The following is a 21,790-nucleotide window of genomic DNA, read 5'->3' as shown; positions in this document are numbered from 1 at the left end:
CGGGGTCAGGCCGGGAAACGGGACAGGGCCGTGGCGAAAACCCCGGGGTCGACGTTGCCGCCCGACGCGGTGGCGATCACGTCATCACCCGCGATCTGGTCGCCATGGAACAGCGCGGCAGCCAGCGCGACGGCCCCCCCGGGTTCCAGCACGATCCGCAGCCGGGCAAAGGCCAGCGCGACCGCCTGCAGCGCCTGATCATCGGTGACGACAAGGCCCGGCCCGGCCAGCCGCCCGAGAATCGGCAGGGTCAGGTCGCCGGGCGTGGGCGTGAGGATGGCGTCGCAGAGCGAACGGGCGGCGGCGTTGCGTTCCTTCCGCCCTGAGGCGAGGCTGCGGGCCATGTCGTCGAATCCGGCCGGTTCGGCGGTGCGGACGCGGAGGGCCGGGGCGCGGTCGGCCAGCGCCAGGGCGATGCCCGATGACAGGCCGCCCCCGCCGCAGCAGACGATCACATCGGCGGTCCCGATCCCCGCCTCTGCCGCCTGCTCGGCGATTTCGAGACCGGTCGTGCCCTGTCCGGCGATGACCTGTGCGTCATCGAAAGGCCGGATCAGCGCCAGGCCGCGTTCGGCCGCGATGCGGGCGCCGATGGCGTCGCGGTCTTCCGTCGCGCGGTCGTAGAGCACGACCTCGGCCCCCAGGTCGCGGGTGTTGGCGATCTTGACCTGTGGCGCATCGGCCGGCATCACGATGACGGCTGGCAGGCCATGGCGGGCGGCGGCCAGCGCCACGCCCTGCGCGTGATTGCCCGAGGAATAGGCGATCACGCCCTTCGTTCCCTGCGGAAGCGCCGAGACGGCGGACCAGGCGCCACGGAACTTGAAGCTGCCAGTGTGTTGAAGGCATTCGGCTTTTACCCAGACCCGCCGTCCCGCGATGCGGTCGAGGAAGGGTGATGTGAGAAGCGGCGTGCGCCGCGCGTGGTCGCCGATGCGCTGCCGCGCGGCCTCGATCATCGCAATGTCGGTCATTCTGTCCCCCGTCTGGCGCCCCTTCCTAGCCAGCGGGGCGGTCCGGGGCAACGGCGGTCAGGAAGGCGCGGATCGCGGCGAGGGATTCGGGTTCGTCCAGAAACGGGATGTGGGCGCGGTCCGGCACCTCGGCCAGGATCATGTCGGGGCGGCGGCGGTGCATCTCGGCGGTCGTGGCGGGCGAGAGGAGGTCCGAGTTCGCGCCACGGATCAGCGCGACCGGCAGGCCCGCCAGCGCGTCGAACAGCGGCCAGAGGTCGACGGGCGGCCCGGCGAAAGCATTGAGAAAGGCGGTGCGCAGGGCGGGGTCGTAGGTGATGCGCAGGCCCGCCGGGGTCTCGGCATAGTGCAGCCTTGCCTCGGCCAGCCAGCGTTCGGGCGGAACATTGTGGAATCCCGGCATGTTGCGGGGCAGTGCGGCGGCCAGTTCGGCATGTGTGGCGGCACGCGGGTTGCGGCCCACATAGTCCATGATCCGGTCGAGGCCGCTGCGGTCGATCACCGGCCCCACGTCGTTCAGGGCCAGGCCCAGCAGGCGGCGGCGTGCCGTGGCCGCGAGGAACATGCCGATCAGGCCGCCCCGCGAAGTGCCTAGAATTGCTGCCTTTTCCACGCCCAGATGGTCCAGCAGCGCGACCGCGTCGGCGGCTTCCTGCGGCACGGTGTAGGTTGCGGCCCCGGTCCAGTCGCTGGCGCCGCGCCCGCGATAGTCCATCCGGATGACCCGGCAGGGCGGCAGGTGGGGCATCAGATAGTCGAAATCGCCGATGGTCCGGGTGAGCCCCGCGAGGCAGAGGAGCGGCAGCCCGTCGCCCTGGTCGGCATAGGCCAGGCGAGTGCCGTCGGCGGTCGTGAAGTACTTGATCATGCTATGCTTTGCGCAGGATGTCGGGCAGCCCCGAAAGGTCGGGCAGGATATGGGCGGGGCGGTGCGGCAGCCGGTCGGGCGGCAGGCCCGCGCGGTTGACCCAGGCGGTGACGAAGCCGAAACCGGCGGCCCCCGCCGCATCCCAGCCGTTCGACGAGACGAAAAGGACCTGATCGGGGGTCGTGCCGAAGCGGTTCCCGACAAGCGCGTAGACGCGGGCCGAGGGCTTGAAGATGCCGGCGTCCTCGACCGATAGGACGGCGTCAAAGGCCGCGTCCAGGCCCGCCGAACGGACCGCGGCGGCCAGCATGGCGGGCGTGCCGTTCGACAGGATCGCACAGGCAAGCCCTTGGTCACGCAGGGATTTCAATGTCTGTGCTGCCTCGGGGTAGGCCGGCAGCTCGTCGTAGAGGGCAATCAGCCGTGCGCGCAGGTCGGGGTCGGCCAGGCCGGACGCCTCCATCGCCCAGTCGAGGCCATCGGCGGTGACACGGGCGAAATCGGCGTGGTCGCCGGTGATGGCGCGCTGCCAGGTGTATTCGAGTTGCTTGCGCCGCCAGTCTTCGGCGAGACGGGGCCAGACCGCAGCCAGCGCCGCGCCCCCGGGCTCGGCCGCGGCGCGGCGGGCGGCGCCGGCGACATCGAACAGCGTGCCATAGGCATCGAAGACGGCGAGGCGGATCATTGCCGCAGGTTAGGCGGTCGCGGGGGGATGGGGAAGGGGGAAGGTGCAACGCCCCCGGGGTGGCGCGAATCGGGGTTAATGCACTGAGATGGCGGGATTTCGCCTGTATGGTCTACGTCCCGCCCGCGTCCGTTCCGCGTATGGCCTCTGTCCCGACAGGGGGTGCGGGGGCGGGCGGGTAAACGCAACGCGCGGTGGCGGCGGAAGGCCGGGGGCGGCAGCCTGCAACAGGCGCCGCGCCCGGCTCCGATCAGGCCCAGTCCCAGGGACGGGTGAAGGCGCCCAGCACCTCGTTCACCCGGGCGTCGTCGACCGGGGCGTCCTTGGCGAGTTGCGCCACCAGTCCGCGCTTCTTGTCCTCGACCACGCCGGTGACATGGGCGGGGATCCCGGCCCCCTTGAGCGCGGCGTCATAGGTGCGGGTGATCGCCATGCGCCGCAGGTCGGGTTTGAACACCTTGCCGACGGCGGTCTTCGGCAGTTCGGCCAGAACCTCGATGTGCTTGGGCAGGGCCGCGCGTTCGTGGATGTGCTTTTCGGCATAGGCCATCAGTTCGTCGACCGTGGCGCCCTTGCCCTTGACCAGTTCGACATAGGCGCAGGGCAGTTCGCCCGCATGGGCATCGGGCTGGCCGATGGCGCCGACGAAGGCCACCGATTCATGGCCCATCAGCGCCTCTTCGATGAGGGCGGGGTCGATGTTGTGACCGCCGCGGATGATCAGATCCTTGGCGCGGCCGGTGATGTAGAGATAGCCGTCGGCATCCAGCCGCCCGAGGTCGCCGGTGCGCAGGTAGCGGCCTTCGGCGAACAGGCCCTTGTTCTTGTCGACCTCGGTATAGGTCGAGCCCTCGAACACGCCCGGGTTGGCGACGCAGATCTCGCCCACCTCGTCCACCGCGCATTCGCGCTGCACCGAACCGTCGCCGTTGGCGTGCAGGATGCGGACATGGGTGTAGGGCAGCGGGATGCCGACCGACCCGATCTTCTTGGCGCCCTCGGGCGGGTTGCACGAGACAAGGCAGGTGCATTCGGTCAGGCCGTAGCCCTCGATGATCTGGACGCCGGTCGCGGCCTCGAACCGCTTGTAGAGTTCGAGCGGCAGGGGCGCGGAACCCGAGAAGGCGCCGCGAACCGACGAGATGTCGGCATTGATCGGGCGCTGCATCAGGGCCGACAGGGCCGTCGGCACGGTGATCAGATAGGTGCAGCGGTAGCGTTCGATGAGTTTCCACAGGTTGTCGAACACGCCCTCGCCCCGATAGCCTTGCGGCGTCGGAAAGACGACATGCGCGCCCGAGGCGATCATCGACATCAGGATCGGATAGGCGGCGAAGACGTGGAACAGCGGCAAGGGCGTCATCACCACGTCGGAGGCGTTGAACATCAGGTTCGCGCCGAGCCAGCCGTTGTAGACCATGCCCGACACCTTGTGCTGGGCGACCTTGGGCATGCCGGTGGTGCCGCCGGTGTGGAAATAGGCGGCCACGCGATCGGCGGGATCGTCGGCGAAGGTCAGCCTGTCGGAAGGCTGGCGGGCGCATTCGGCCGCGAAATCCTTGACGTTGGCGGTATGGCCCACGGGGTTCTTGGGGCGCACCAGCGGCACGATCCAGGATTTCGGCGGGGTCAGGTAGCGGTTCAGGTCGACCTCGAGCACGGTCTTGACGCCGGGGGCGTGCTTGACCGCCTCGGCCACCTTCTGCGGCAGGTCGGTCTTGGGGAAGGCCTTGAGCGTGACCACGACCTTGGCCTTGGTCTCGCGCAGGATGGCGCTGATCTGGTCGGGTTCCAGAAGCGGGTTGATCGGGTTGACGATGCCCGCGACGGCGCCGCCGACCAGCGTGACCGCGGTTTCCATCGCGTTCGGCAGGATGTAGGCCACCACGTCGCCGGGGCCGATGCCGAGGCTGCGGAACAGGTTGGCGGCCTGGGTGACGCGGGCGTGATACTGCGTCCAGGTCAGGGTCTCGCCCTTCGACCTGGGGTCGGAGAGAAGCTGGAAGGTGATCGCGGACTTCGATCCGTGCCGCGCCTTCGCCTCGCTCAGGAATTCGTACATGGTGCGGGCGACCTTGCGGTCGGCCCATGTCGCCTCGGACTCGATGCGGTCACGATCGGCGACGGATGCGAAAGCGCCCATCGGTATCTCCTCCCCTTCCTGACCCCCTGTTGATCGGGGGTTCCCTGAGCCCGAAAGATGCGGGGAAACCGGCCGTGTCGCAACCGAAACCGGGGGCGGAAACGCAACGTCAGGCGGGGATCGCGGCCAGCCGGGGCGACCGGCGGCCGGGCCGTGCGCTATTCGGCGGCCATGCCGTCGGTGAACTGCAGCCGGGCGAGGCGGGCGTAGAGCCCGCCCTGGGCGACAAGCTGGTCATGCGTGCCCTGCGCGACGATGCGGCCCTGGTCGAACACCACGATGCGGTCGGCCTTTTTCACCGTGGCCAGCCGGTGCGCGACAACCAGCGTGGTGCGCCCGGCCGACAGCCGTTCCACCGCCGCCTGGACCGCGCGTTCGGATTCGGCATCAAGTGCCGAGGTCGCCTCGTCCAGCAGCAGGATGGGGGCGTCGCGCAGGATGGCGCGGGCGATGGCGATGCGCTGTTTCTGGCCGCCCGACAGCATCACGCCGCGTTCGCCGACGAAGGTGTCATAGCCCTGCGGCAGCGCGGCGAGAAAATCATGCGCGGCGGCGGCGCGGGCGGCATCCTCGATTTCGGCATCGGTCGCGCCGGGGCGGCCGAAGCGGATGTTGTCGCGGGCGGAGGCGGCGAAGATCACCGGGTCCTGCGGGACAAGCGCGATGGCGCGGCGGAAATCGTGGCGGGCGAGCGTGGCGATGTCGGTGCCGTCGATGGTGATGCGCCCGCCCTGCGGATCGTAGAAGCGCAGCAGGAGTTGCAGCACCGTCGTCTTGCCCGCCCCCGAGGGGCCGACCAGTGCCAGCGTCTCGCCCGGGCGCACCGAAAGGTCGATGCCGTCGAGGGCCGAGACCTCGGGTCGGGCGGGATAGCGGAAGCGCACGCCGTGAAAGCCGATCGCGCCGGACACCGGGCGGGGCAGCGCGGCGGGCGCGCGCGGATCCTGCACCGGGTCGTCGGTGGTCAGCAGTTCGACGAGCCGTTCGGTGGCCCCGGCCGCGCGCTGCAACTCGCCCCAGATTTCCGACAGGGCGCCGACCGAGCCCGCAACCATGACGGCATAGATCAGGAACTGGATCAGCTCGCCCGGGGTCATGCTGCCCGCGCGCACGTCGCGCGCGCCGACCCACAGGACGCCCACGATGCCGCAGAACACCAGGAAGATGACGATCACGGTCATCGCGGCGCGCGTCTTGACCCGTGCCAGCGCGGTGTCGAAGCTGCGTTCCGTCATCCGGCCGAATTCGGCGCGGCTTTCGCCTTCGTGGGTGAAGGCCTGCACGGTCTGGACCGACAGCAGCGCCTCGGAGGCGTTGCCGGAGGATTGCGCGATCCAGTCCTGGTTCTCGCGGCTGAGCACGCGCAGGCGGCGGCCCAGCGTGACGATGGGCACGATGACCGCCGGGACGATCAGCAGGACAAGGCCGGTCAGCTTGGGCGAGGTCAGCATCAGCGCGACGAGGCCGCCGAACAGCAGCAGCAGGTTCCGCAGCGCGACCGAGACCGACGAGCCGATGACCGACAGGATCAGCGTGGTGTCGGTGGTGATGCGGCTGAGCACCTCGCCGGTCAGGATGCGTTCGAAGAAGGCGGGCGACATGCCCAGGACACGGTCGAACAGCGCGCGGCGGATATCGGCCACCACACGCTCGCCAAGCCGGGTGACGAGGTAGTAGCGCAGCCCGGTGCCCAGTGCGAGCAGCGCGGCGATGCCGAGGGCGGCGGCGAAATACTGATCGAGCAGAGCGGCGTTGTCCTCGGCGAAGCCGTCGACGACGCGGCGGACCGCGAGCGGCAGGGCCAGCGAGACGCAGGCGGTGAGGACAAGCGCGGCGAAGGCCAGTGCGAAGCCGCCGCGATAGGGTGCCATGAACGGCACGAGACCGCGCAGTGCGCCGATTCGGCGCGACTTTGCACGGTCGTCCGCATGCGCGGCAGTGTCAGCCATCCCTCACCCCTCCCTTCGGGTGGCAAGGGTCTAGGGTGCGGGTGCGCGCAGCGCAAGCGCCCCAAGGCCGCACCCCGGCGCCGCGTCAGAGCGTATCGGTATCCATCCAGATCGTGACCGGTCCGTCGTTCAGCAGGTCAACCGCCATGTCGGCGCCGAATTCGCCCTGCGCCGTGGGAATGCCCTGGTCGGCCAGCGCCGCGATGAAGCGCAGCCACAGCGCGCGGCCGGTATCGGGGGCTGCGGCGGTGGAAAAGCCGGGGCGGTTGCCGCGCAGGTCGGCGGCCAGGGTGAACTGGCTGACCACAAGGGCCGCGCCGCCGGTATCGCGCAGGCTGCGGTTCATCTTGCCCGCGTCGTCGCGGAAGATGCGCAGCTTTGCGATCTTGTCGGCCAGACGCAGCGCCTGCGCCTCGGTATCGCCCTGCATCGCGCAGAGCAGGATCAGAAGGCCGGGGCCGATGCTGCCGGTGACGCGCCCCTCGACCGTGACCGAGGCGCGGGCGACCCGCTGGACAACCGCCCTCATGCCCGGGGGCCGTGGATCATTCGCCAAGCTCCCGCGCCCAGGGCGGGTTGGCGCCGGGGCGGCTGACCGTGACGGCGGCGGCGCGGGTGCCGAGCGACAGGGCGGCATCGAGCGTGGCATCGGGCAGCGCCGCCAGCGCCGCGCGGGTCAGCGCGCCCGCGCGGTGCAGGGCGGCCAGCGCGCCGGCGTTGAACGTGTCGCCCGCACCCACCGTATCGGCCACGGTGACCCTGGTCGCCGCGACGAAGCGGTTCTGCGTGGCGGTGATGGCGCGTGCGCCTGCCGCGCCTTCGGTCACGAACACCACGCTTGGCCCGCGCCCCAGGATGCCCCGCGCCAGTGCCGCGATGTCGCCCGGGCCTTCCAGCCAGTGCAGATCCTCGTCGCTCAGCTTCACGATGTCGGCGGTGGCGATCATCGTGGCGATCCGGGCGCGATAGGCGGCGGGATCGGTGATGAAGCCGGGGCGGATGTTGGGGTCGATCATCGTGACGCGCCCGGCCGCCGCGGCGCGGGCCTGGAAGGCGGCATAGGTGCCCGCCGCCGGATCGTTCACCAGGCTGATGCCGCCGAAGAACAGCGTTGTCACGTCGTCGGGCAGGGCGGGCAGGTCGGCCACGGCCAGCAGGCGCCCGGCGGTATTCTCGTCATAGAAGGCATAGGTGGCCTGGCCGTTCACCAGCTTGACGAAGGCCAGGGTGGTGGGCCGGGCCGAGCGGGCGGCCAGCGCCGTATCGACCTGGCTCGCGGCCAGCGTCTCGACCAGGATCTCGCCCATCAGGTCGGTGGAGAGGCCCGAGAAGAACCCGGCCGGCACGCCGAGGCGGCCCAGCGCGATGGCGGTGTTGAACACGGCGCCACCCGCATAGGGGGCAAAGGCGGCCTCGCCCGCCGTGGTGGTGCGGGGCAGCATGTCGATCAGCGCCTCGCCGCAGCAGAGAATCATGGCCGTTCCTCCCCCGTTTCGGCGACTGTTAGCGCGAACACCGCGGTTCTGTCACGCTTCGCCCGCGATGAAGGGTGCGAGGTTGGCGGCCACGCGGTCAAGCACCGTGGCACCTGCCGTGTCGGGCACGAAGGGCTGGCCGGTGATCGCCTCGACCGCCGCGACATAGGTTTCGGCCGTCTTGCGGATCATCTCGTCGGGGATCGCGGGGATCGGGTCGCGGTAGGGGTCGCAGCGGGATGCGACCCAGGCGCGGATCACGTCCTTGTCGAAACTGGGGGGGCGGGTGCCCGCGGCCAGCGCCGCCTCATAGCCCTCGGCCAGCCAGTAGCGGCTGCTGTCGGGGGTGTGGATCTCGTCGGCCAGAAGGATGTCGCCGTCGGGCGTCAGGCCGAATTCGTATTTCGTGTCCACAAGGATCAGGCCGCGCGCCGCGGCCATCGCCTGCCCGCGGGCGAACAGCGCCATGGCATGGGCCGAGACCTGATCCCACTGGCCAGGGGTCAGCAGCCCGCGCGCGAGGATGTCGTCGGCCGTCAGGGGCAGGTCGTGGCCCCCGTCGAATTCCTTGGACGTGGGGGTCAGGATCGCGGCGGGCAGGGCCTGGTTCGGGCGCAGTCCCTCGGGCAGCGTGTGGCCATACATGCGGCGCTGCCCCGCCTGATACATCGTCAGGATCGAGGTCGAGGTGGTGCCCGCCAGATAGCCGCGCACCACGATCTCGACCGGCAGGATGGTCAGCCGGCGGCCCAGCGTCACATTCGGATCGGGCCAGGCCAGCACGTGACTGGGGCAGATGTCGGCCGTCGCGTCGAACCAGAAGCGGGCGCATTGCGTCAGCACCTGGCCCTTGTGCGGGATCACCGCGAGGATCCGGTCAAAGGCCGAAAGCCGGTCGGTCGCCACCAGCAGCCGCGCGGCGGGGCGGCGGGGGGTGGCGGGCAGGTCATAGCAGTCGCGCACCTTGCCGTAATAGGGCGAGGGCAGGGGCAGATGCGCCTGCGGCAGGGTGCGCGCGAGGTCGATCATCAGCGCAGCGGGCTGCGATAGGTCATCCGGCGCACCGACCCGGTGCGCGACCGCATCAGGATCGTCTCGGTCGTGACCCAGCCGGGCTCGCGCTTGATCCCGGGCAGAAGCGAGCCCGAGGTCACCCCGGTCGCGGCAAAGATCACGTCGCCGCGCACCAGATCGTCGCGCGTATAGACGCGGTCGAAATTGGTGATCCCGGCCTTCCGCGCGCGCCCGCGTTCGTCATCGTTGCGGAACAGCAGCTTGCCGAAGAACTGCCCGCCCATGCATTTCAGCGCGGCGGCGGCCAGCACGCCCTCGGGTGCCCCGCCCGAACCCATGTAGATGTCGATGCCGGTGACTTCGGGTTCCGCGCAATGCATGGCGCCGGCCACGTCGCCATCGGTGATCAGCCGGATCGAGGCGCCGGTCGAGCGGACCTCGCGGATCAGATCCTCGTGCCGAGGGCGTTCGAGAATGCAGACCATGATGTTCTCGGTCGACACGCCCTTGGCGGCGGCCAGCGCCGAAACCCGTTCCGAGGGTGACATCGCCATGGTCACGGTGCCGGGGCGATACCCGGGGCCGATGGCCAGCTTGTCCATGTAGACGTCGGGGGCGTGCAGCAGCGTGCCCTTGGGCGCCATGGCGATCACGGTCAGGGCATTCGGCATGTCCTTGGCGGTCAGCGTGGTGCCTTCCAGCGGGTCGAGCGCGATGTCCACCGCCGGGCCGTTGCCGGTGCCGACCTTCTCGCCGATGTAGAGCATCGGCGCCTCGTCACGCTCGCCCTCGCCGATCACCACGGTGCCGTCGATGTCCAGAAGGTTGAGCTGGTCGCGCATCGCGTTGACGGCGGCCTGGTCGGCGGCCTTTTCGTCGCCCCGCCCGATCAGGCTGGCCGAGGCCAGCGCCGCCGCCTCGGAGACGCGGGCAAGGCCAAGGGAAAGCAGGCGATCCTGGAAGGTCTGGGCGTCAGACATGGCGATTCCTTCGGCAATTGCTCCGGTCGGATTTCCCTTATAGTCAGAGGCGAGGAGCCGACAAGCTGCTTGTCCGGTTGCCCGAACCGTGCGATGCTGCGCCGCAGAAAAACGAGGTGGTGTTGATGATGTCGCCCAAATACCTTGTGATTGGAATGAGCCATGTCGGCTCGCTGCTGCGCGCAACGTCAGCGACACAGCGAAAAGGCTTCACGATCGTGAATCTGCGGCACGAGAAGGCGGACATCGTCCGCGATCCCGAAGCACGAAAGGCAATGGCCGAGAAGTTCGGCCTTCCCGATGTGCTGTGCCTGGCGCTTGAGGGCAATTTTCACAATGTCATCGCCCTGCTCAACGATCCGGAGCCGTTCTTCATGGTTCCGTCAATCGCCAACGGGCATTTCATTCCGCGCGACATGATGCGGTCGCATATGGAGCTGCGCCATCAGAGGACGTTGCGCCTGGCCAAGGTGATCTGCGAGATGTTTCCGGCAAGACTGCGCATCGTGCTGGATCCGCCCCCGCCTGCCGGAGATGAGGCGCATATCCGTCGGCACCCCGGAATATTCGCCGACAAGATTGACCTGGGGCTGTCACCGACCGCGCTCAGGATTGCAGCGTACCAGTTGCAGAGCGATCTCTTTCGCAATCATGCAAAGGAGCTTGGCGCCGAATTCCTGCCGTCGCCATCGGTCGCGCATGACGAGAATGGAATGCTTGCCTCGAGATACTGGAACAACGATCCGACCCATGGCAACGCCGCATATGGCTCGTTGGTCCTGGATCAGATCGAGGAATTGAGCAGCAAGGCTCTCGGAGAATCCGCCAATGCGTAAGAACCCTTATGCGGGATTGCCCGACCGGCAGTTCTGGAAGAACGACCCGGGCATTGCCGATTACCCTGCATTCGATCCGGTTTCGGAAGTTCCTTTCAGGATTTCACGGAGCGACAAGGTTGTCACCGCCGGAAGCTGCTTTGCGCAGCATCTGGCGCACGGGCTTGTCAAGTCTGGATTCAACCACTTCGTGACCGAGAAGGCGCATCCGATGTTCCCCGAGAGCATCGCGACCGCATTCAACTACGGCGCGTTTTCTGCCCGCTACGGAAATGTGTATACGACGCGGCAGTTTCACCAGCTGTTGCTGCGCGCCTATGGCGAGTTTCAGCCGGTCGAAGCCTTCTGGCCCAGGCCGGGCAGCCAGACCCGCGTTGTCGATCCGTTTCGCCCGCAGATCCAGCCCGACGGCTTCGTGTCGGCAGAAGAACTGGCGGCCGACAGGGTTCAGCACTTTGCGGCGATCCGGCGCGCAGTTGAGGAATGCGATGTCATGGTTTTCACGCTCGGGCTCACCGAGTGCTGGGAGGATGTCCGGGACGGGGCGATCTATCCCCTTGCCCCCGGGGTGGCGGGCGGGGTTTACGATCCGGCCTGCGTCCGGTTCAGGAACTTCGGCGTTGCGGACTCGCTGGCGGACCTGATGGCGGCACTGAATTTCGTGCGCGCGCGCAATCCGGACGTTCGCCTGCTGCTCACGGTTTCGCCGGTGCCGCTGAATGCCACCTACGAGAACCGGCATGTGGCCGTGGCGACGACCTTTTCCAAGGCGGTGCTGCGTGTCGTTGCCGATGCCGCGGCGGGCGCCTTGCCGATGTGCGCCTATTTCCCGTCCTACGAGATCATCACGAGCCCACAGGCGCGGGGCCGGTATTTCGGGCCGGATTGCCGGTCGGTTCTGGCCGAAGGCGTGGCGCATGTCATGCGGACTTTCTTCCGGCATTTCTCGGAGGATGGCCCGCAGACGGCAGTCCCGACGCCAACCCCCGCATCCACGGTCGCGGAAGATCACCGCGCCGAAATGGAACGGCCGATCGACGTCTTGTGTGACGAAGAGGCGATCTCGAACACCTGATCAGACCTCTTCGATTCGCAGGGCGACCGGGGCGCCGACAAGCACCCCTGTGGCGGCAAACAGGCCCATGGCATGGGCGACGTCGTCGCGCGTGGCCTTGTGGGTGACGATAAGTACGGGGGCGTTCGGGCCCTCGTGGCCATACTGCCGCATCCGGTCGATCGAGATTCCCGCCTCGCCCAGCGCGGTGGCGATCTTGGCAAGTGCGCCGGGCTTGTCGACCAGCGTCATGCGCAGATACCAGGCGGCAGGGGTGGCGACAACGGCAGCCACGGGTTTGGCAAGCGTTTCAGCGGGTTGTCCGAAGGTGGGCAGGCGCAGCCCGCGGGCGAGGTCGATCACGTCCGACATCACCGCACTTGCGGTGGGGCCTGACCCCGCACCCGGCCCGCGCAGCACGATCTGGCCGACGCTGTCGCCTTCCAGCACCACCATGTTGGTGCCGCCCTGCAACTGCCCCAGCGGGCTGTCGGCGGGGACGAGGCAGGGTGTCATGCGCTGTTCCAGGCCCCGCCCGGTCAGCTGCGCCACGCCCAGCAGCTTGATGCGATAGCCCATGTCGGCGGCGCGGCGGATGTCGTCGATCGAGATCGCGCCGATGCCTTCCAGTTCCACCGCGTCAAAGCTGACCTGCGTGCCGAAGGCAATGGCGGCCAGCAGCGACAGCTTGTGGCCGGCGTCGATGCCGCCCACGTCGAGGTTGGGGTCGGCCTCGAGGTAGCCGAGCTGGCGGGCCTCCTCGAACACCGTGTCATAGGGCAGTCCGGCGGACTGCATGCGGGTCAGGATGTAGTTGCAGGTGCCGTTCATCACGCCCATGACGCGGCGCATGGCGTTGCCCGCGAGCCCCTCGGTCAGGGCCTTGATCACCGGGATGCCGCCGGCCACCGCGGCTTCGAACCGGATCTCGCGCCCGGCGGATTCGGCCGCCAGCGCAAGGGCATGGCCGTGATGGGCCAGCAGCGCCTTGTTCGCCGTCACCACGTCGCGCCCGGCGGCGATGGCGGCCTCGGTCGCGGTCTTCGCCGGGCCCTCGTGGCCGCCCATCACCTCGACGAAGACGTCGATGTCGGGGCGGCGGGCCAGCGCGACGGGGTCATCCTCCCATGCGTAGCCAGAGAGGTCGGCATCGCGGTTTTTCGTGCGGTCGCGGGCGCTTACCGCCACGATCTCGATCGGGCGCCCGGCCCGGGCGGCGATCAGCGCGGCATGGGCCTGCACGATGCGGACGACGCCGATGCCCACCGTGCCGAGACCGGCGAGGCCGAGACGCAGGGGGGCGGGCATGGGAAACCTCTCGGGCTGGACGCGCGGCACGGGCATAGCGGTTTGCCGGGGCCGGTGCAACGAAGGCCGGTGATCAGGGGGCGGGGCGGCGGCGGATGGTCGCGGCGCGGGCGCGCAGGGCGTCGGCGCGGGCGATCAGGGCGGCGCGGCGGTCGTCGGTGGCGATGGCGCCGGATTCCATCGCAAGCACCTGATCCGTCGGCAGAAGTTGCGGGGCGGGCGCATCGGAATAGGCGCCTTCCGCGCGCTCGACCTCGGGGAAGGCGGCACAGGCGGCAAGGACGAGGGGCAGGGCGAGGGCGGCACGCATGGCGGCACTGTAGGCCGGGCGGCAGGTTGCGGGCAAGCGGCGCCGGGGTTGAATTGAACGTGCGTTCAGATACGCTGGCCGGATGGCCCGAAAGACCGGATCGCATTCCGACATCACCGGCCCGCGTGTCCGTGCGGCGGCGCTGCGGCTGATCGCGCGGCACGGGTATGCCGCCGTCACGATGCGCCAGATTGCCGCCGAGGTCGGTGTGCAGGCCGGGGCGCTGTATCTTTATACCTCTGACAAGCAAGCACTTCTTGCCGATCTGATGCAGGGCCACATGGCCGATCTGGCCGACGCGCTGGCGGCACTGCCGCCGCTGGCCGACCCGGTGGCGCGGCTGGAGCAGTTCGCGCGGTTCCATGTGGGGTTTCACCTGGACCGGCCCGAGGCGGTGTTCGTGGCCTACATGGAGTTGCGCAGCCTGACGCCCGAGAACTTTGCACCGATCGAGGCGGCGCGGCGGGCCTATGAGGACCGGCTGGAGGCGATCCTGCGCGACGGGCGGGCGGCGGGTGTCCTTGCGGTGCCGGATACCAAGCTGGCGGCGATGGCGCTGATCTCGATGCTGACCGGGGTGACGCAGTGGTACCGCGAGGGCGGGCGGCGGACGCGGGGCGAGGTGGTGGCCATCTATGCGGCGATGGCGCTTCGCGCGGCGGGTGTGCAAGCCGTTGGGGACGCTGCATCAAGCTGAGATTTCCGGGGCCGGAACGCGGCTGTTCCGCGTCCCGCGGGTGTCGGTTCGGCGTATGGCATCCGTCCCGACAGCGCGTCACGCGCCGCGCTGTTAACCTGCAACGCGAATCGGCGGCATCCGCCGCCGCCGGTGCGGAGGCGGCGGCCTGCCGGGCGCGCCGGGGCGGGCCGGATCAGTGGGCGGGCCTGATGAAGGTGCCGTTGCGCAGGTCGCGCATCGCCTGTTCGATCTCGGCCTTGGTGTTCATCACGATGGGTCCGTGCCAGGCCACCGGTTCCTGCAGCGGCTGGCCCGAGATCAGCAGGAAGCGGATGCCCTGCGGTCCGGCCGTCACCGTGACCTCGTCGCCGGTGCCGAAGCGCACCAGCGTGCGGTCGCCCGACAGGTCGCGGATGTTGACCTCGTGGCCGGCGACCTCCTTTTCCAGAAGCACGCCCTCGGGTGCGGCGGCGTCGCGGAAGTTGCCCGCCCCCTCGAACACATAGGCGAAGGCGCGGCGCCAGCGGTCGAGCCTGAAGGTGCGGCGGCGCCCGGCGGGCACGAAGATGTCGAGATACTGCGGATCGGCGGCGATGCCGTCGACCGGCCCCGTCCTGCCCCAGAACGAGCCCACGATGACCTTCACGCGGGTGCCGTCATCATCGACGATTTCGGGGATGTCGGCGCCCTTGACGTCCTGGTAGCGCGGCGCGGTCATCTTGAGGCTGGAGGGCAGGTTGGCCCAGAGCTGGAAGCCGTGCATCTGGCCGCGTGCGTTTCCCTTGGGCATTTCCTGGTGCAGGATGCCGGAACCGGCGGTCATCCATTGCACGTCGCCGCCCGCAAGCGAGCCGCGGTTGCCCAGGCTGTCGCCGTGTTCGACGGTGCCCGCAAGGACATAGGTGATGGTCTCGATCCCGCGGTGCGGGTGCCAGGGAAAGCCGCGCAGGTAGTCGCGCGGGTTGTCGTTGCGGAAATCGTCGAACAGCAGGAAGGGGTCGGAGAGTTCCGGCGCACCGAAGCCGAAGGCGCGGTGCAGGTGGACGCCCGCGCCCTCCATCGTCGGGCGCGCGGCGGACTGGTCGAGAACGGGACGGATCGACATGGCGGTGCCTCCTGTGCTGGCGGAAAGATAGAGGCGGGTCCGTGGCCCGGCAATCTTGTGCCGTCGCAGCCGAGGTGTGCAGGGCAGCACAGTGCGCGACGATTCGCTGCGATGCGGTTTGACTTTCGCGTGCGGGGGACGTTCAGTCGGGGGTGTCACGGTGGCGTGATCAATCAGCCAGGAGCATCGGCCATGGAAAGCATCATTCCCCTGATCATACAGGCGCTGTCGGGTGCCGCGGGTGGCGGCCTGGCGGGGGCGACGCTGAAGTCGAGCCCGCTGTCGTCGTCGCTGCGGCTGATCGTGGGCGCGCTGGGCGGCATCGGCGGCAACGCGGCGCTGGGCGGCACGGTGAGCGGGCTTCTGGGGGCGGCCTCGGCCTCGGGTCTGGACATCATGAGCATCGTGAGCCAGGTGATCTCGGGCGGGGTGGGCGGCGCGGTGCTGACCGGGCTTGCCGGTATCCTGTCGGGGATGGCGAAGAAGTAACCCCGCCGGAACGTCGCCGCAGGAGAGCGTGACAGGTGGCCGAGACCGACGATGACACGCCGCGCGTGATCGCCCGGCTTTACCCCTCGGGGCCGCGGCGGGCCTTCGGGGTTGCGGTGCTGGTGGCGCTGGGCGCGATGCTAGTATGGATCGCCATGGCGCGGCCGCCCGAGGCGCTGGGCTGGCGGCTGTTCCTGCTGGGGTTCGGTGCTTTCGTGCTTTGGGCGGCGGTGCGCCTGTGGCAGGCGACGGCGATCGGGCTGGAACTGACCGAGGCGGAACTGCGCGAGGAGGGCGGCGGCCGGGTTCTGGCGGCCGTGGCGCGGATTCGCGGGGTCAGCCGGGGGGCGCTGGCCTTCAAGCCGTCGAACGGATTCCTGATCACGCTGGACGGTCCCGCGCCACGGGTCTGGGCGCCCGGCCTGTGGTGGCGGCTGGGGCGGCGGCTGGGGGTCGGTGGCGTGACCTCGGGCCAGGAGGCGCGGTTCATGGCCGAGACGATCGCCGCGCTGATCGCCCGGAGGGACGGCGGCGACCCGCGCTAGCGGAACACGATCCGCGGCGCGTAGCGGGGCGGGGTGACCACGAATTCCTCGAAGGTCATCGGCTGGAGGCCCGGCAGGTCGGCGAAGCCGAGCGACAGCGCGGGTTCGAAATCGAGCAGCGCCTCGAAGATGATCGCGGTCTTGCCGTCGCCCATGTCGGGGATGCTGCTGCGCATGGATGCGGCGTTGACGCCGGCGGTCGTCAGCTGCGCCATGCCCGAGGGCGAGTTCGACCATTCGACCACGAAGCGGTCCTGGATCTCGCTCCACATGATCGAGGTCACGCGGACCCGGGGCGTCTGGTCGCTGCCGAGCATCGTGCTCATGGTGTTCCGCAGGCCGGTGACATAGGCGGCGTTGATCGTGCGCTGTTCGCGGCTGATGAGGTCGGACATCGCATAGGTGACCTTCTGCAGGTCGGTCATCGTGCGATACGCATCCCAGTAGGAATAGAGCGCGACATAGCCCCAGACGAGGAACGGGATGATCAGGACCGCTTCCACCAGCATGTAGCCGCCCTGTCCGCGGCGGAAGCGGCGGAGGGCGCGGGCAAGACGCAGGCGGGGGCGGGGGCGGGCCATGATGTTCGGGGTCCCTTACGGTTCGTTCACGAAGGACGCGACGGTGACCAGCGCATAGCCGCCCTGGGTGTCGCGCACGATGCCGGAGCCGATGTTGGCGCCGGGGAAGATCGCATCCTGGATCACGCAGACGCGGACGAGCATCAGCTGGTTCTCGACGCCCGGGTTCGGGCGCAGCGAGGGGTTCAGTTCCTCGTCGCGGTCGAAGCAGGTGGTGGAGTCGGTGGGCAGGTTCCAGGTGGTCGTGCTGACCGGGCGCAGTTCGATGCGGATCGTGCTGTCGCAGTCGCGCAGGAACGGGGTGCGGTCGCAGATCGCGGTCTTGAGCACGTCGTGGCCGTTGGCGGCGCTGACGTCGAGCGCGCCCAGCCGCAGGTCGCGGATGGTCAGGTCGACGCCGCGTTCCAGCATGATCTGCCGGGTCATGTACATGCCGCTTTCGAAGGCAGCCATGAACACCAGCATCATCACCGGCATGACGATGACCAGTTCGACCATGGCCCCCCCGTCCTCGCGCCGCTTGAAGCGGGCGAGCATCCGGCGCAGGCGGCCGAGGATGGAGGGGCGGCAGGTCATTGCGTGAGCCTCAGCTGGCTGATGTTGGCCGCGATGGCGCGGAACGCCGTGCGGATGTCGAGCCCCTGCGCGTCGAAGTAGTGGGCGGGCGAGGAGGCGCAGCTTTCGATGGCGGCGCGGCCGTTCGACGGTGCCTCGAAGGCGATGCCGTAGATGATGACGCGCTGGTTCTTGGCCAGGTTGCAGATCGTGGCAAGCTGGGTGTCCATGGACGAGATCGGGGTCTGGCTGCGGAAGTTCGACATCCAGGTGTTGTAGGTGTTGGTGCGCGTCGAGGACGAGGTGCCGAGCGCGCGGGCGTAGAGCTGCCATGCCACCCACTGCACCCGGGCGCGTGCCCAGACCTGCGGCCAGGTCTGCTGGGTGTAGCCCGACAGCATCGACGACCGCCATTCGCCCGCGCCGCTGTTGCGGCTGGGGAACCAGTACTGGTTGGACCCTGCCGACGACGGCCGGCCCGACGTGTGCTGGATTGCGAAGGCGTTGGCGGACGAGGAATACCAGATCGGCGCGTTGCCCGACTTGTAGGCCGTGTTCACGCGGTCTTCCGCGAAGTGCTCGCCGTCGGTCATCAGGATGATGACCTTCATGGCCTCGTCGTCGTTCCAGTCGAACGGCCGCCCGGCGAAGTCGCCGTCGACATGGCCTTCGGTGACCAGTTCGTTGATCAGCGGGCGCTGCGCCGGGTCGAGCAGGGCGAGACCCCAGCGGAGACCCGCGTTGATCGAGGTGGCGCCGATCACCTGGAGATCGTCGATCCAGCCGTTCAGCGTGGTGGCGTCGCTGTTCATGACGCGAACGATGTTGGTGCCGAGCGGCGGGCACCAGTTGTTCGAATGCAGGCCGTCGGCGTTGATCGTATGGCCCTGGATCGCCACCCACGAGGTCGATTGCGAGGTCGAGCTGTAGGTGTCGGCATGGGCCGTGGCGGGCATCGCCAGGGTGCGGGACAGCGTCATCGAGGAATAGACGCTGGAGGGCATGTCCACGCAGTCGACATGCTGGGTGCCGCTGTGGTTGGTCACGTTGAACTTCTGCCGCAGCACCGGCCCGATGTTCACCTGCCCGTTGTAGGGCACCAGGGTGATCGCGATGCGGTTGTCGAGGTCGTTGCCCAGCACGGTGGAGACGAATTCCTTCGCCGCGTCCTTCAGGTTCTGGGCCTTGTTGTTGGTGTTCATCGACCCCGAGATGTCGAGGACCATCGCGATCTCGACATTGTTGATGCGCTGTTCGGCCTGGCTGGTCGCGGGCACCGAGAAGTTGGGCACGCCGACCATCTGCATGAAGAAGTTGCGCAGTCCGGCCGCCGCGTCGGCATCGACGTTGCGGAAGTTCAGCCCCTCGGTGACGGTGACGTCGGTGAGGTATTGCTGCAGGTCCGCCTTGTCCATGTAGTCGTTCACCACGACCTCGGGATCGAGATCCTGGGTGAGCGAGGCAGCGGCGAGGACCGAGCGGTCCAGCGTCTGCTGCAGCGCGACGCGGCGCTGTTCATAGCGCATCACGTCGACGGCGATGCCGCCGACCATGATCATCAGGACGAACAGGATCATCCCGAAGATGAACAGCGATCCGTCCTCGTCCCTGCGGAAACGCGCCAGTCGTCCGCCCGGGCAGGAGGCGGAGGTGGGGCGCGGCAAATACGGCGCGGCGCGGCGGGTCATGTCACAATCCTTCCTCTCGGGCCTGGCAGGGCCCGTGCTGGGGTCACGTCGGTACGGTCCGGCCCCGCCCCTGCGTCCACCGGGCGGGGGCCGGATGGTGAACGCAGGAGTCGGGACAGGCGGGTCCAACGCTCAGATGCCCCGGGGGTTGGGGCAGAAATGTGGCAGGTCCGCGGGGCCGCGGGGCGAAATCGACAGGGGCAGAAACGATCCCCGCTGGCGCCGGTCCATTGTCGATGCCGCCGCGACGGATGCGCCCGCCGGGCCGGGCGGGCGCCGCCATATATCGGACAGAATGGTTAACGGTGGCGCGGCGAGGGGCCGGGATGGCCGCCGCCGCGAATCACCCCGGGGCCGCCGGAGGGTGCCAGATTCCCCGGCACGGGCATCGAATACCGGGTGGCAAGCGGCGTCTTGGGCGATAGGCTGCGCCCACCGGCCCCGCCCGGCCAGGGGCCATGTTCAGGGAGGAACGACCATGCAGCCAGCCGCCCATGTGGGGGAGCCGAGTTTCCGCCAGTCCGTCGATCTGATGTTCAACCGGGCGGTGCGCCTGATGGACCTGCCGCCGGGCCTGGAGGAGAAGATCCGCGTCTGCAACTCCACCTATACCGTGCGCTTCGGCGTGCGGCTGCGCGGCAAGATCGAGACCTTCACGGGCTATCGCTCGGTGCATTCGGAACACATGGAGCCGGTCAAGGGCGGCATCCGCTATGCGCTGTCGGTCAACCAGGACGAGGTCGAGGCGCTGGCGGCGCTGATGACCTACAAGTGCGCTCTGGTGGAAACGCCCTTCGGCGGGTCGAAGGGCGGGCTGTGCATCGACCCCCGCCAGTGGGACGCGCACGAGCTGGAGGCGATCACCCGGCGCTTTGCCTACGAGCTGATCAAGCGCGACCTGATCCACCCGGCGCAGAACGTGCCCGCCCCCGACATGGGCACCGGCGAGCGCGAGATGGCCTGGATCGCCGACCAGTACATGCGGATGAACACCACCGACATCAACGGCCGCGCCTGCGTGACCGGCAAGCCGCCGCATGCGGGCGGCATCCAGGGCCGGGTCGAGGCGACGGGGCGGGGCGTGCAATACGCGCTGCGCGAGTTCTTCCGCTTTCCCGAGGACGTGGCCAAGACCGGCCTGTCCGGCGGGCTGGAGGGCAAGCGGGTGATCGTGCAGGGCCTGGGCAACGTGGGCTATCACGCGGCCAAGTTCCTGAGCGAGGAGGACGGCTGCCTGATCACCGCGGTGATCGAGCGCGACGGCGCGGTGGTGGACCCGCGCGGTGTCAGGATCGAGGACCTGAAGGCCTGGATCGCCCGCCACGGCACCGTCAAGGGCTATCCCGAGGCGGATTTCGTGCCGAACGGCGCGGTGATCCTGGAACAGGACTGCGACATCCTGATCCCGGCGGCGATGGAGGGGGTGATCCATCGCGGCAACGCGGCGGCGATCAAGGCGCCGCTGATCGTCGAGGCGGCCAACGGCCCGGTGACCTTCGGCGCCGACGAGATCCTGCGGCAGAAGGGCTGCGTGATCATCCCCGACATGTACGCCAACGCCGGCGGGGTGACCGTGTCCTATTTCGAATGGGTCAAGAACCTGTCGCACATCCGGTTCGGCCGGATGCAGCGGCGGGCCGAGGAGGCGCGGTCGCGGCTGATCGTGGAGGAGCTGGAGCGGCTGTCGGCAGACAAGGGGCTGGGATGGACGCTGTCGCCCGACTTCAAGCACAAGTTCCTGACCGGGTCGGACGAGCTGGCGCTGGTGCGGTCGGGGCTGGATGACACGATGCGCACCGCCTATCAGGCGATGCGCGAGGTGTGGCACGGCCGCCCGGACGTCGAGGACCTGCGGGTGGCGGCCTATGTCGTGTCGATCAGCCGCGTGGCCTCGACCTACCAGTCGAAGGGCCTTTAGGGCGGCCTCCGCCGCATCACGCCGGGGTGAACCCCAGCGCGAGGCCGTTGATGCAGTGCCGCTTGCCGGTGGGGGGCGGGCCATCGTCGAAGACATGGCCCAGATGCCCGCCGCAGCGGCGGCAATGCACCTCGGTCCGCAGGGCGAACAGGCTGCGGTCCTCGCGGGTGCCCACGGCCCCGGGGATCGCGGCCCGGAACGAGGGCCAGCCGGTGCCGCTGTCGTATTTCGTGGCGGCGTCATAGACCGGCAGGCCGCAGCCCGCGCAATCGTAGGTGCCGGGGCGGGATTCGTGCAGCAGGGGCGAGGATTCGCCCATCAGGCTGTTCGAGAAGGCACGCTCGGTGGCGTGTTCGCGCAGCACGGCGTAGCGGGCGGGCGAAAGCCGCGCGCGCCACTGCGCGTCGGTCATCGTGATCTCGAAGGGCGCGGCGACGATGCGGCGGGGCAGTGCGGCGGCGGCGATGGCGGCGAGGGCGGTGCCGAAGAGGGTGCGGCGATGCATGGCATGTGCTCCTGTCCTGATGTGATACATACGGGTGGGGGGGCGGAAAGGTTTCTTCGCCGGATCATGTTCACGGGCGACGCATTCTGTCGGTGATGGCGCAGGAAAGCGCTGCGGGGCATTGAATAT

General features: G+C 68.9%; 22 protein-coding genes. 6 read left to right on the top strand and 16 right to left on the bottom strand.

The window, feature by feature from the left end; genetic code table 11:
* Window positions 1–5 precede the first annotated feature (5 nt).
* From KF887_16055 to glpX, 9 genes are all read right to left on the bottom strand, one after another.
* Window positions 6–974 (bottom strand): threonine/serine dehydratase, encoded by a 969-nt coding sequence (locus tag KF887_16055; protein ID QYK40893.1) that lies wholly within the window; start codon window positions 972–974, stop codon window positions 6–8.
* A gap of 25 nt (window positions 975–999) precedes the next feature.
* Window positions 1,000–1,842, bottom strand: a complete 843-nt coding sequence (locus KF887_16050) for an alpha/beta hydrolase (protein ID QYK40892.1) — start codon at window positions 1,840–1,842, stop codon at window positions 1,000–1,002.
* Window position 1,843: 1 nt separating this feature from the next.
* Complete coding sequence (locus tag KF887_16045) at window positions 1,844–2,527, bottom strand: haloacid dehalogenase type II (GenBank protein QYK40891.1); 684 nt, start codon at window positions 2,525–2,527, stop codon at window positions 1,844–1,846.
* Window positions 2,528–2,777: 250 nt separating this feature from the next.
* The gene (locus tag KF887_16040; GenBank protein QYK40890.1) at window positions 2,778–4,670 is read right to left on the bottom strand and encodes an acyl-CoA synthetase; all 1,893 of its coding nucleotides are present in this window, start codon (window positions 4,668–4,670) and stop codon (window positions 2,778–2,780) included.
* 158 nt (window positions 4,671–4,828) lie between these two features.
* A complete protein-coding gene (locus KF887_16035; protein ID QYK40889.1) occupies window positions 4,829–6,619 on the bottom strand; it encodes an ATP-binding cassette domain-containing protein in 1,791 nt (596 codons plus the stop codon).
* 85 nt (window positions 6,620–6,704) lie between these two features.
* The gene (gene dtd / locus KF887_16030; GenBank protein ID QYK40888.1) at window positions 6,705–7,148 is read right to left on the bottom strand and encodes a D-tyrosyl-tRNA(Tyr) deacylase; all 444 of its coding nucleotides are present in this window, start codon (window positions 7,146–7,148) and stop codon (window positions 6,705–6,707) included.
* A 16-nt stretch (window positions 7,149–7,164) separates the two neighbouring features.
* Window positions 7,165–8,094: a carbohydrate kinase gene (locus KF887_16025; protein QYK40887.1), complete on the bottom strand. Its 930-nt coding sequence runs from the start codon at window positions 8,092–8,094 to the stop codon at window positions 7,165–7,167.
* Window positions 8,095–8,145: 51 nt separating this feature from the next.
* Window positions 8,146–9,123, bottom strand: coding sequence for a phosphoribosylaminoimidazolesuccinocarboxamide synthase (locus tag KF887_16020; GenBank protein QYK40886.1), 978 nt, complete (start codon window positions 9,121–9,123; stop codon window positions 8,146–8,148).
* On the bottom strand, window positions 9,123–10,088 hold the full coding sequence (gene glpX / locus KF887_16015) for a class II fructose-bisphosphatase (protein ID QYK40885.1): 966 nt from the start codon (window positions 10,086–10,088) through the stop codon (window positions 9,123–9,125). The genes KF887_16020 and glpX overlap by 1 nt, the downstream gene beginning before the upstream one ends.
* Before the next feature lie 125 nt (window positions 10,089–10,213).
* Here glpX and KF887_16010 point away from each other — a divergent pair, with 125 nt between their 5' ends.
* Entirely contained in the window at window positions 10,214–10,924 is a 711-nt protein-coding gene (locus tag KF887_16010; GenBank protein QYK40884.1) for a hypothetical protein, read from the top strand.
* Entirely contained in the window at window positions 10,917–11,999 is a 1,083-nt protein-coding gene (locus KF887_16005) for a GSCFA domain-containing protein (protein QYK40883.1), read from the top strand. The genes KF887_16010 and KF887_16005 overlap by 8 nt, the downstream gene beginning before the upstream one ends.
* On the opposite strand, the gene KF887_16000 is transcribed toward KF887_16005, so the two are convergent.
* A complete protein-coding gene (locus KF887_16000; protein ID QYK40882.1) occupies window positions 12,000–13,286 on the bottom strand; it encodes a homoserine dehydrogenase in 1,287 nt (428 codons plus the stop codon).
* 73 nt (window positions 13,287–13,359) lie between these two features.
* Window positions 13,360–13,596: a hypothetical protein gene (locus KF887_15995; protein ID QYK40881.1), complete on the bottom strand. Its 237-nt coding sequence runs from the start codon at window positions 13,594–13,596 to the stop codon at window positions 13,360–13,362.
* Window positions 13,597–13,678: 82 nt separating this feature from the next.
* On the opposite strand from KF887_15995, the gene KF887_15990 reads away from it, so the two are divergent.
* Window positions 13,679–14,293, top strand: coding sequence for a TetR family transcriptional regulator (locus KF887_15990; protein ID QYK40880.1), 615 nt, complete (start codon window positions 13,679–13,681; stop codon window positions 14,291–14,293).
* Between the two features lie 175 nt (window positions 14,294–14,468).
* On the opposite strand, the gene KF887_15985 is transcribed toward KF887_15990, so the two are convergent.
* Window positions 14,469–15,380 carry a pirin family protein gene (locus KF887_15985; protein ID QYK40879.1) on the bottom strand — a complete coding sequence of 304 codons (912 nt, stop codon included), beginning with the start codon at window positions 15,378–15,380 and terminating at the stop codon, window positions 14,469–14,471.
* Window positions 15,381–15,572: 192 nt separating this feature from the next.
* Between KF887_15985 and KF887_15980 the strand changes: the two genes are divergently transcribed.
* Entirely contained in the window at window positions 15,573–15,869 is a 297-nt protein-coding gene (locus tag KF887_15980) for a hypothetical protein (protein QYK40878.1), read from the top strand.
* A gap of 65 nt (window positions 15,870–15,934) precedes the next feature.
* Window positions 15,935–16,414 carry a hypothetical protein gene (locus KF887_15975; GenBank protein QYK43616.1) on the top strand — a complete coding sequence of 160 codons (480 nt, stop codon included), beginning with the start codon at window positions 15,935–15,937 and terminating at the stop codon, window positions 16,412–16,414.
* Here the strand turns inward: KF887_15975 and KF887_15970 are convergent.
* From KF887_15970 to KF887_15960, 3 genes are read right to left on the bottom strand one after another with little or no spacing between them, the layout of a single operon-like run.
* Window positions 16,411–16,995 (bottom strand): hypothetical protein, encoded by a 585-nt coding sequence (locus tag KF887_15970; GenBank protein QYK40877.1) that lies wholly within the window; start codon window positions 16,993–16,995, stop codon window positions 16,411–16,413. The two genes, KF887_15975 and KF887_15970, sit on opposite strands and share 4 nt — an antisense overlap.
* Window positions 16,996–17,010: 15 nt before the next feature.
* Complete coding sequence (locus tag KF887_15965; GenBank protein QYK43615.1) at window positions 17,011–17,541, bottom strand: pilus assembly protein; 531 nt, start codon at window positions 17,539–17,541, stop codon at window positions 17,011–17,013.
* 26 nt (window positions 17,542–17,567) lie between these two features.
* Window positions 17,568–19,238 (bottom strand): hypothetical protein, encoded by a 1,671-nt coding sequence (locus KF887_15960; protein QYK40876.1) that lies wholly within the window; start codon window positions 19,236–19,238, stop codon window positions 17,568–17,570.
* Window positions 19,239–19,716: 478 nt separating this feature from the next.
* Between KF887_15960 and KF887_15955 the strand changes: the two genes are divergently transcribed.
* Window positions 19,717–21,156: a Glu/Leu/Phe/Val dehydrogenase gene (locus KF887_15955; protein QYK40875.1), complete on the top strand. Its 1,440-nt coding sequence runs from the start codon at window positions 19,717–19,719 to the stop codon at window positions 21,154–21,156.
* Window positions 21,157–21,172: 16 nt separating this feature from the next.
* Here KF887_15955 and msrB read toward each other — a convergent pair whose 3' ends face one another.
* On the bottom strand, window positions 21,173–21,661 hold the full coding sequence (gene msrB, locus KF887_15950; protein ID QYK40874.1) for a peptide-methionine (R)-S-oxide reductase MsrB: 489 nt from the start codon (window positions 21,659–21,661) through the stop codon (window positions 21,173–21,175).
* Window positions 21,662–21,790 lie beyond the last annotated feature (129 nt).

This window comes from Paracoccaceae bacterium, from assembly GCA_019454225.1.
Taxonomy (GTDB): Bacteria; Pseudomonadota; Alphaproteobacteria; order Rhodobacterales; family Rhodobacteraceae.
This window is presented reverse-complemented; position numbering and strand designations above follow the sequence as displayed.

Excerpts from the sequence above, each read along its gene's own strand:
- KF887_16055 (QYK40893.1), bottom strand. The coding sequence starts at position 974 with ATGACCGACATTGCGATGATCGAGGCCGCGCGGCAGCGCATCGGCGAC.
- KF887_16050 (QYK40892.1), bottom strand. The coding sequence starts at position 1,842 with ATGATCAAGTACTTCACGACCGCCGACGGCACTCGCCTGGCCTATGCC.
- KF887_16045 (QYK40891.1), bottom strand. The coding sequence starts at position 2,527 with ATGATCCGCCTCGCCGTCTTCGATGCCTATGGCACGCTGTTCGATGTC.
- KF887_16040 (QYK40890.1), bottom strand. The coding sequence starts at position 4,670 with ATGGGCGCTTTCGCATCCGTCGCCGATCGTGACCGCATCGAGTCCGAG.
- KF887_16035 (QYK40889.1), bottom strand. The coding sequence starts at position 6,619 with ATGGCTGACACTGCCGCGCATGCGGACGACCGTGCAAAGTCGCGCCGA.
- dtd (QYK40888.1), bottom strand. The coding sequence starts at position 7,148 with ATGAGGGCGGTTGTCCAGCGGGTCGCCCGCGCCTCGGTCACGGTCGAG.
- KF887_16025 (QYK40887.1), bottom strand. The coding sequence starts at position 8,094 with ATGATTCTCTGCTGCGGCGAGGCGCTGATCGACATGCTGCCCCGCACC.
- KF887_16020 (QYK40886.1), bottom strand. The coding sequence starts at position 9,123 with ATGATCGACCTCGCGCGCACCCTGCCGCAGGCGCATCTGCCCCTGCCC.
- glpX (QYK40885.1), bottom strand. The coding sequence starts at position 10,088 with ATGTCTGACGCCCAGACCTTCCAGGATCGCCTGCTTTCCCTTGGCCTT.
- KF887_16010 (QYK40884.1), top strand. The coding sequence starts at position 10,214 with ATGATGTCGCCCAAATACCTTGTGATTGGAATGAGCCATGTCGGCTCG.
- KF887_16005 (QYK40883.1), top strand. The coding sequence starts at position 10,917 with ATGCGTAAGAACCCTTATGCGGGATTGCCCGACCGGCAGTTCTGGAAG.
- KF887_16000 (QYK40882.1), bottom strand. The coding sequence starts at position 13,286 with ATGCCCGCCCCCCTGCGTCTCGGCCTCGCCGGTCTCGGCACGGTGGGC.
- KF887_15995 (QYK40881.1), bottom strand. The coding sequence starts at position 13,596 with ATGCGTGCCGCCCTCGCCCTGCCCCTCGTCCTTGCCGCCTGTGCCGCC.
- KF887_15990 (QYK40880.1), top strand. The coding sequence starts at position 13,679 with ATGGCCCGAAAGACCGGATCGCATTCCGACATCACCGGCCCGCGTGTC.
- KF887_15985 (QYK40879.1), bottom strand. The coding sequence starts at position 15,380 with ATGTCGATCCGTCCCGTTCTCGACCAGTCCGCCGCGCGCCCGACGATG.
- KF887_15980 (QYK40878.1), top strand. The coding sequence starts at position 15,573 with ATGGAAAGCATCATTCCCCTGATCATACAGGCGCTGTCGGGTGCCGCG.
- KF887_15970 (QYK40877.1), bottom strand. The coding sequence starts at position 16,995 with ATGGCCCGCCCCCGCCCCCGCCTGCGTCTTGCCCGCGCCCTCCGCCGC.
- KF887_15960 (QYK40876.1), bottom strand. The coding sequence starts at position 19,238 with ATGACCCGCCGCGCCGCGCCGTATTTGCCGCGCCCCACCTCCGCCTCC.
- KF887_15955 (QYK40875.1), top strand. The coding sequence starts at position 19,717 with ATGCAGCCAGCCGCCCATGTGGGGGAGCCGAGTTTCCGCCAGTCCGTC.
- msrB (QYK40874.1), bottom strand. The coding sequence starts at position 21,661 with ATGCATCGCCGCACCCTCTTCGGCACCGCCCTCGCCGCCATCGCCGCC.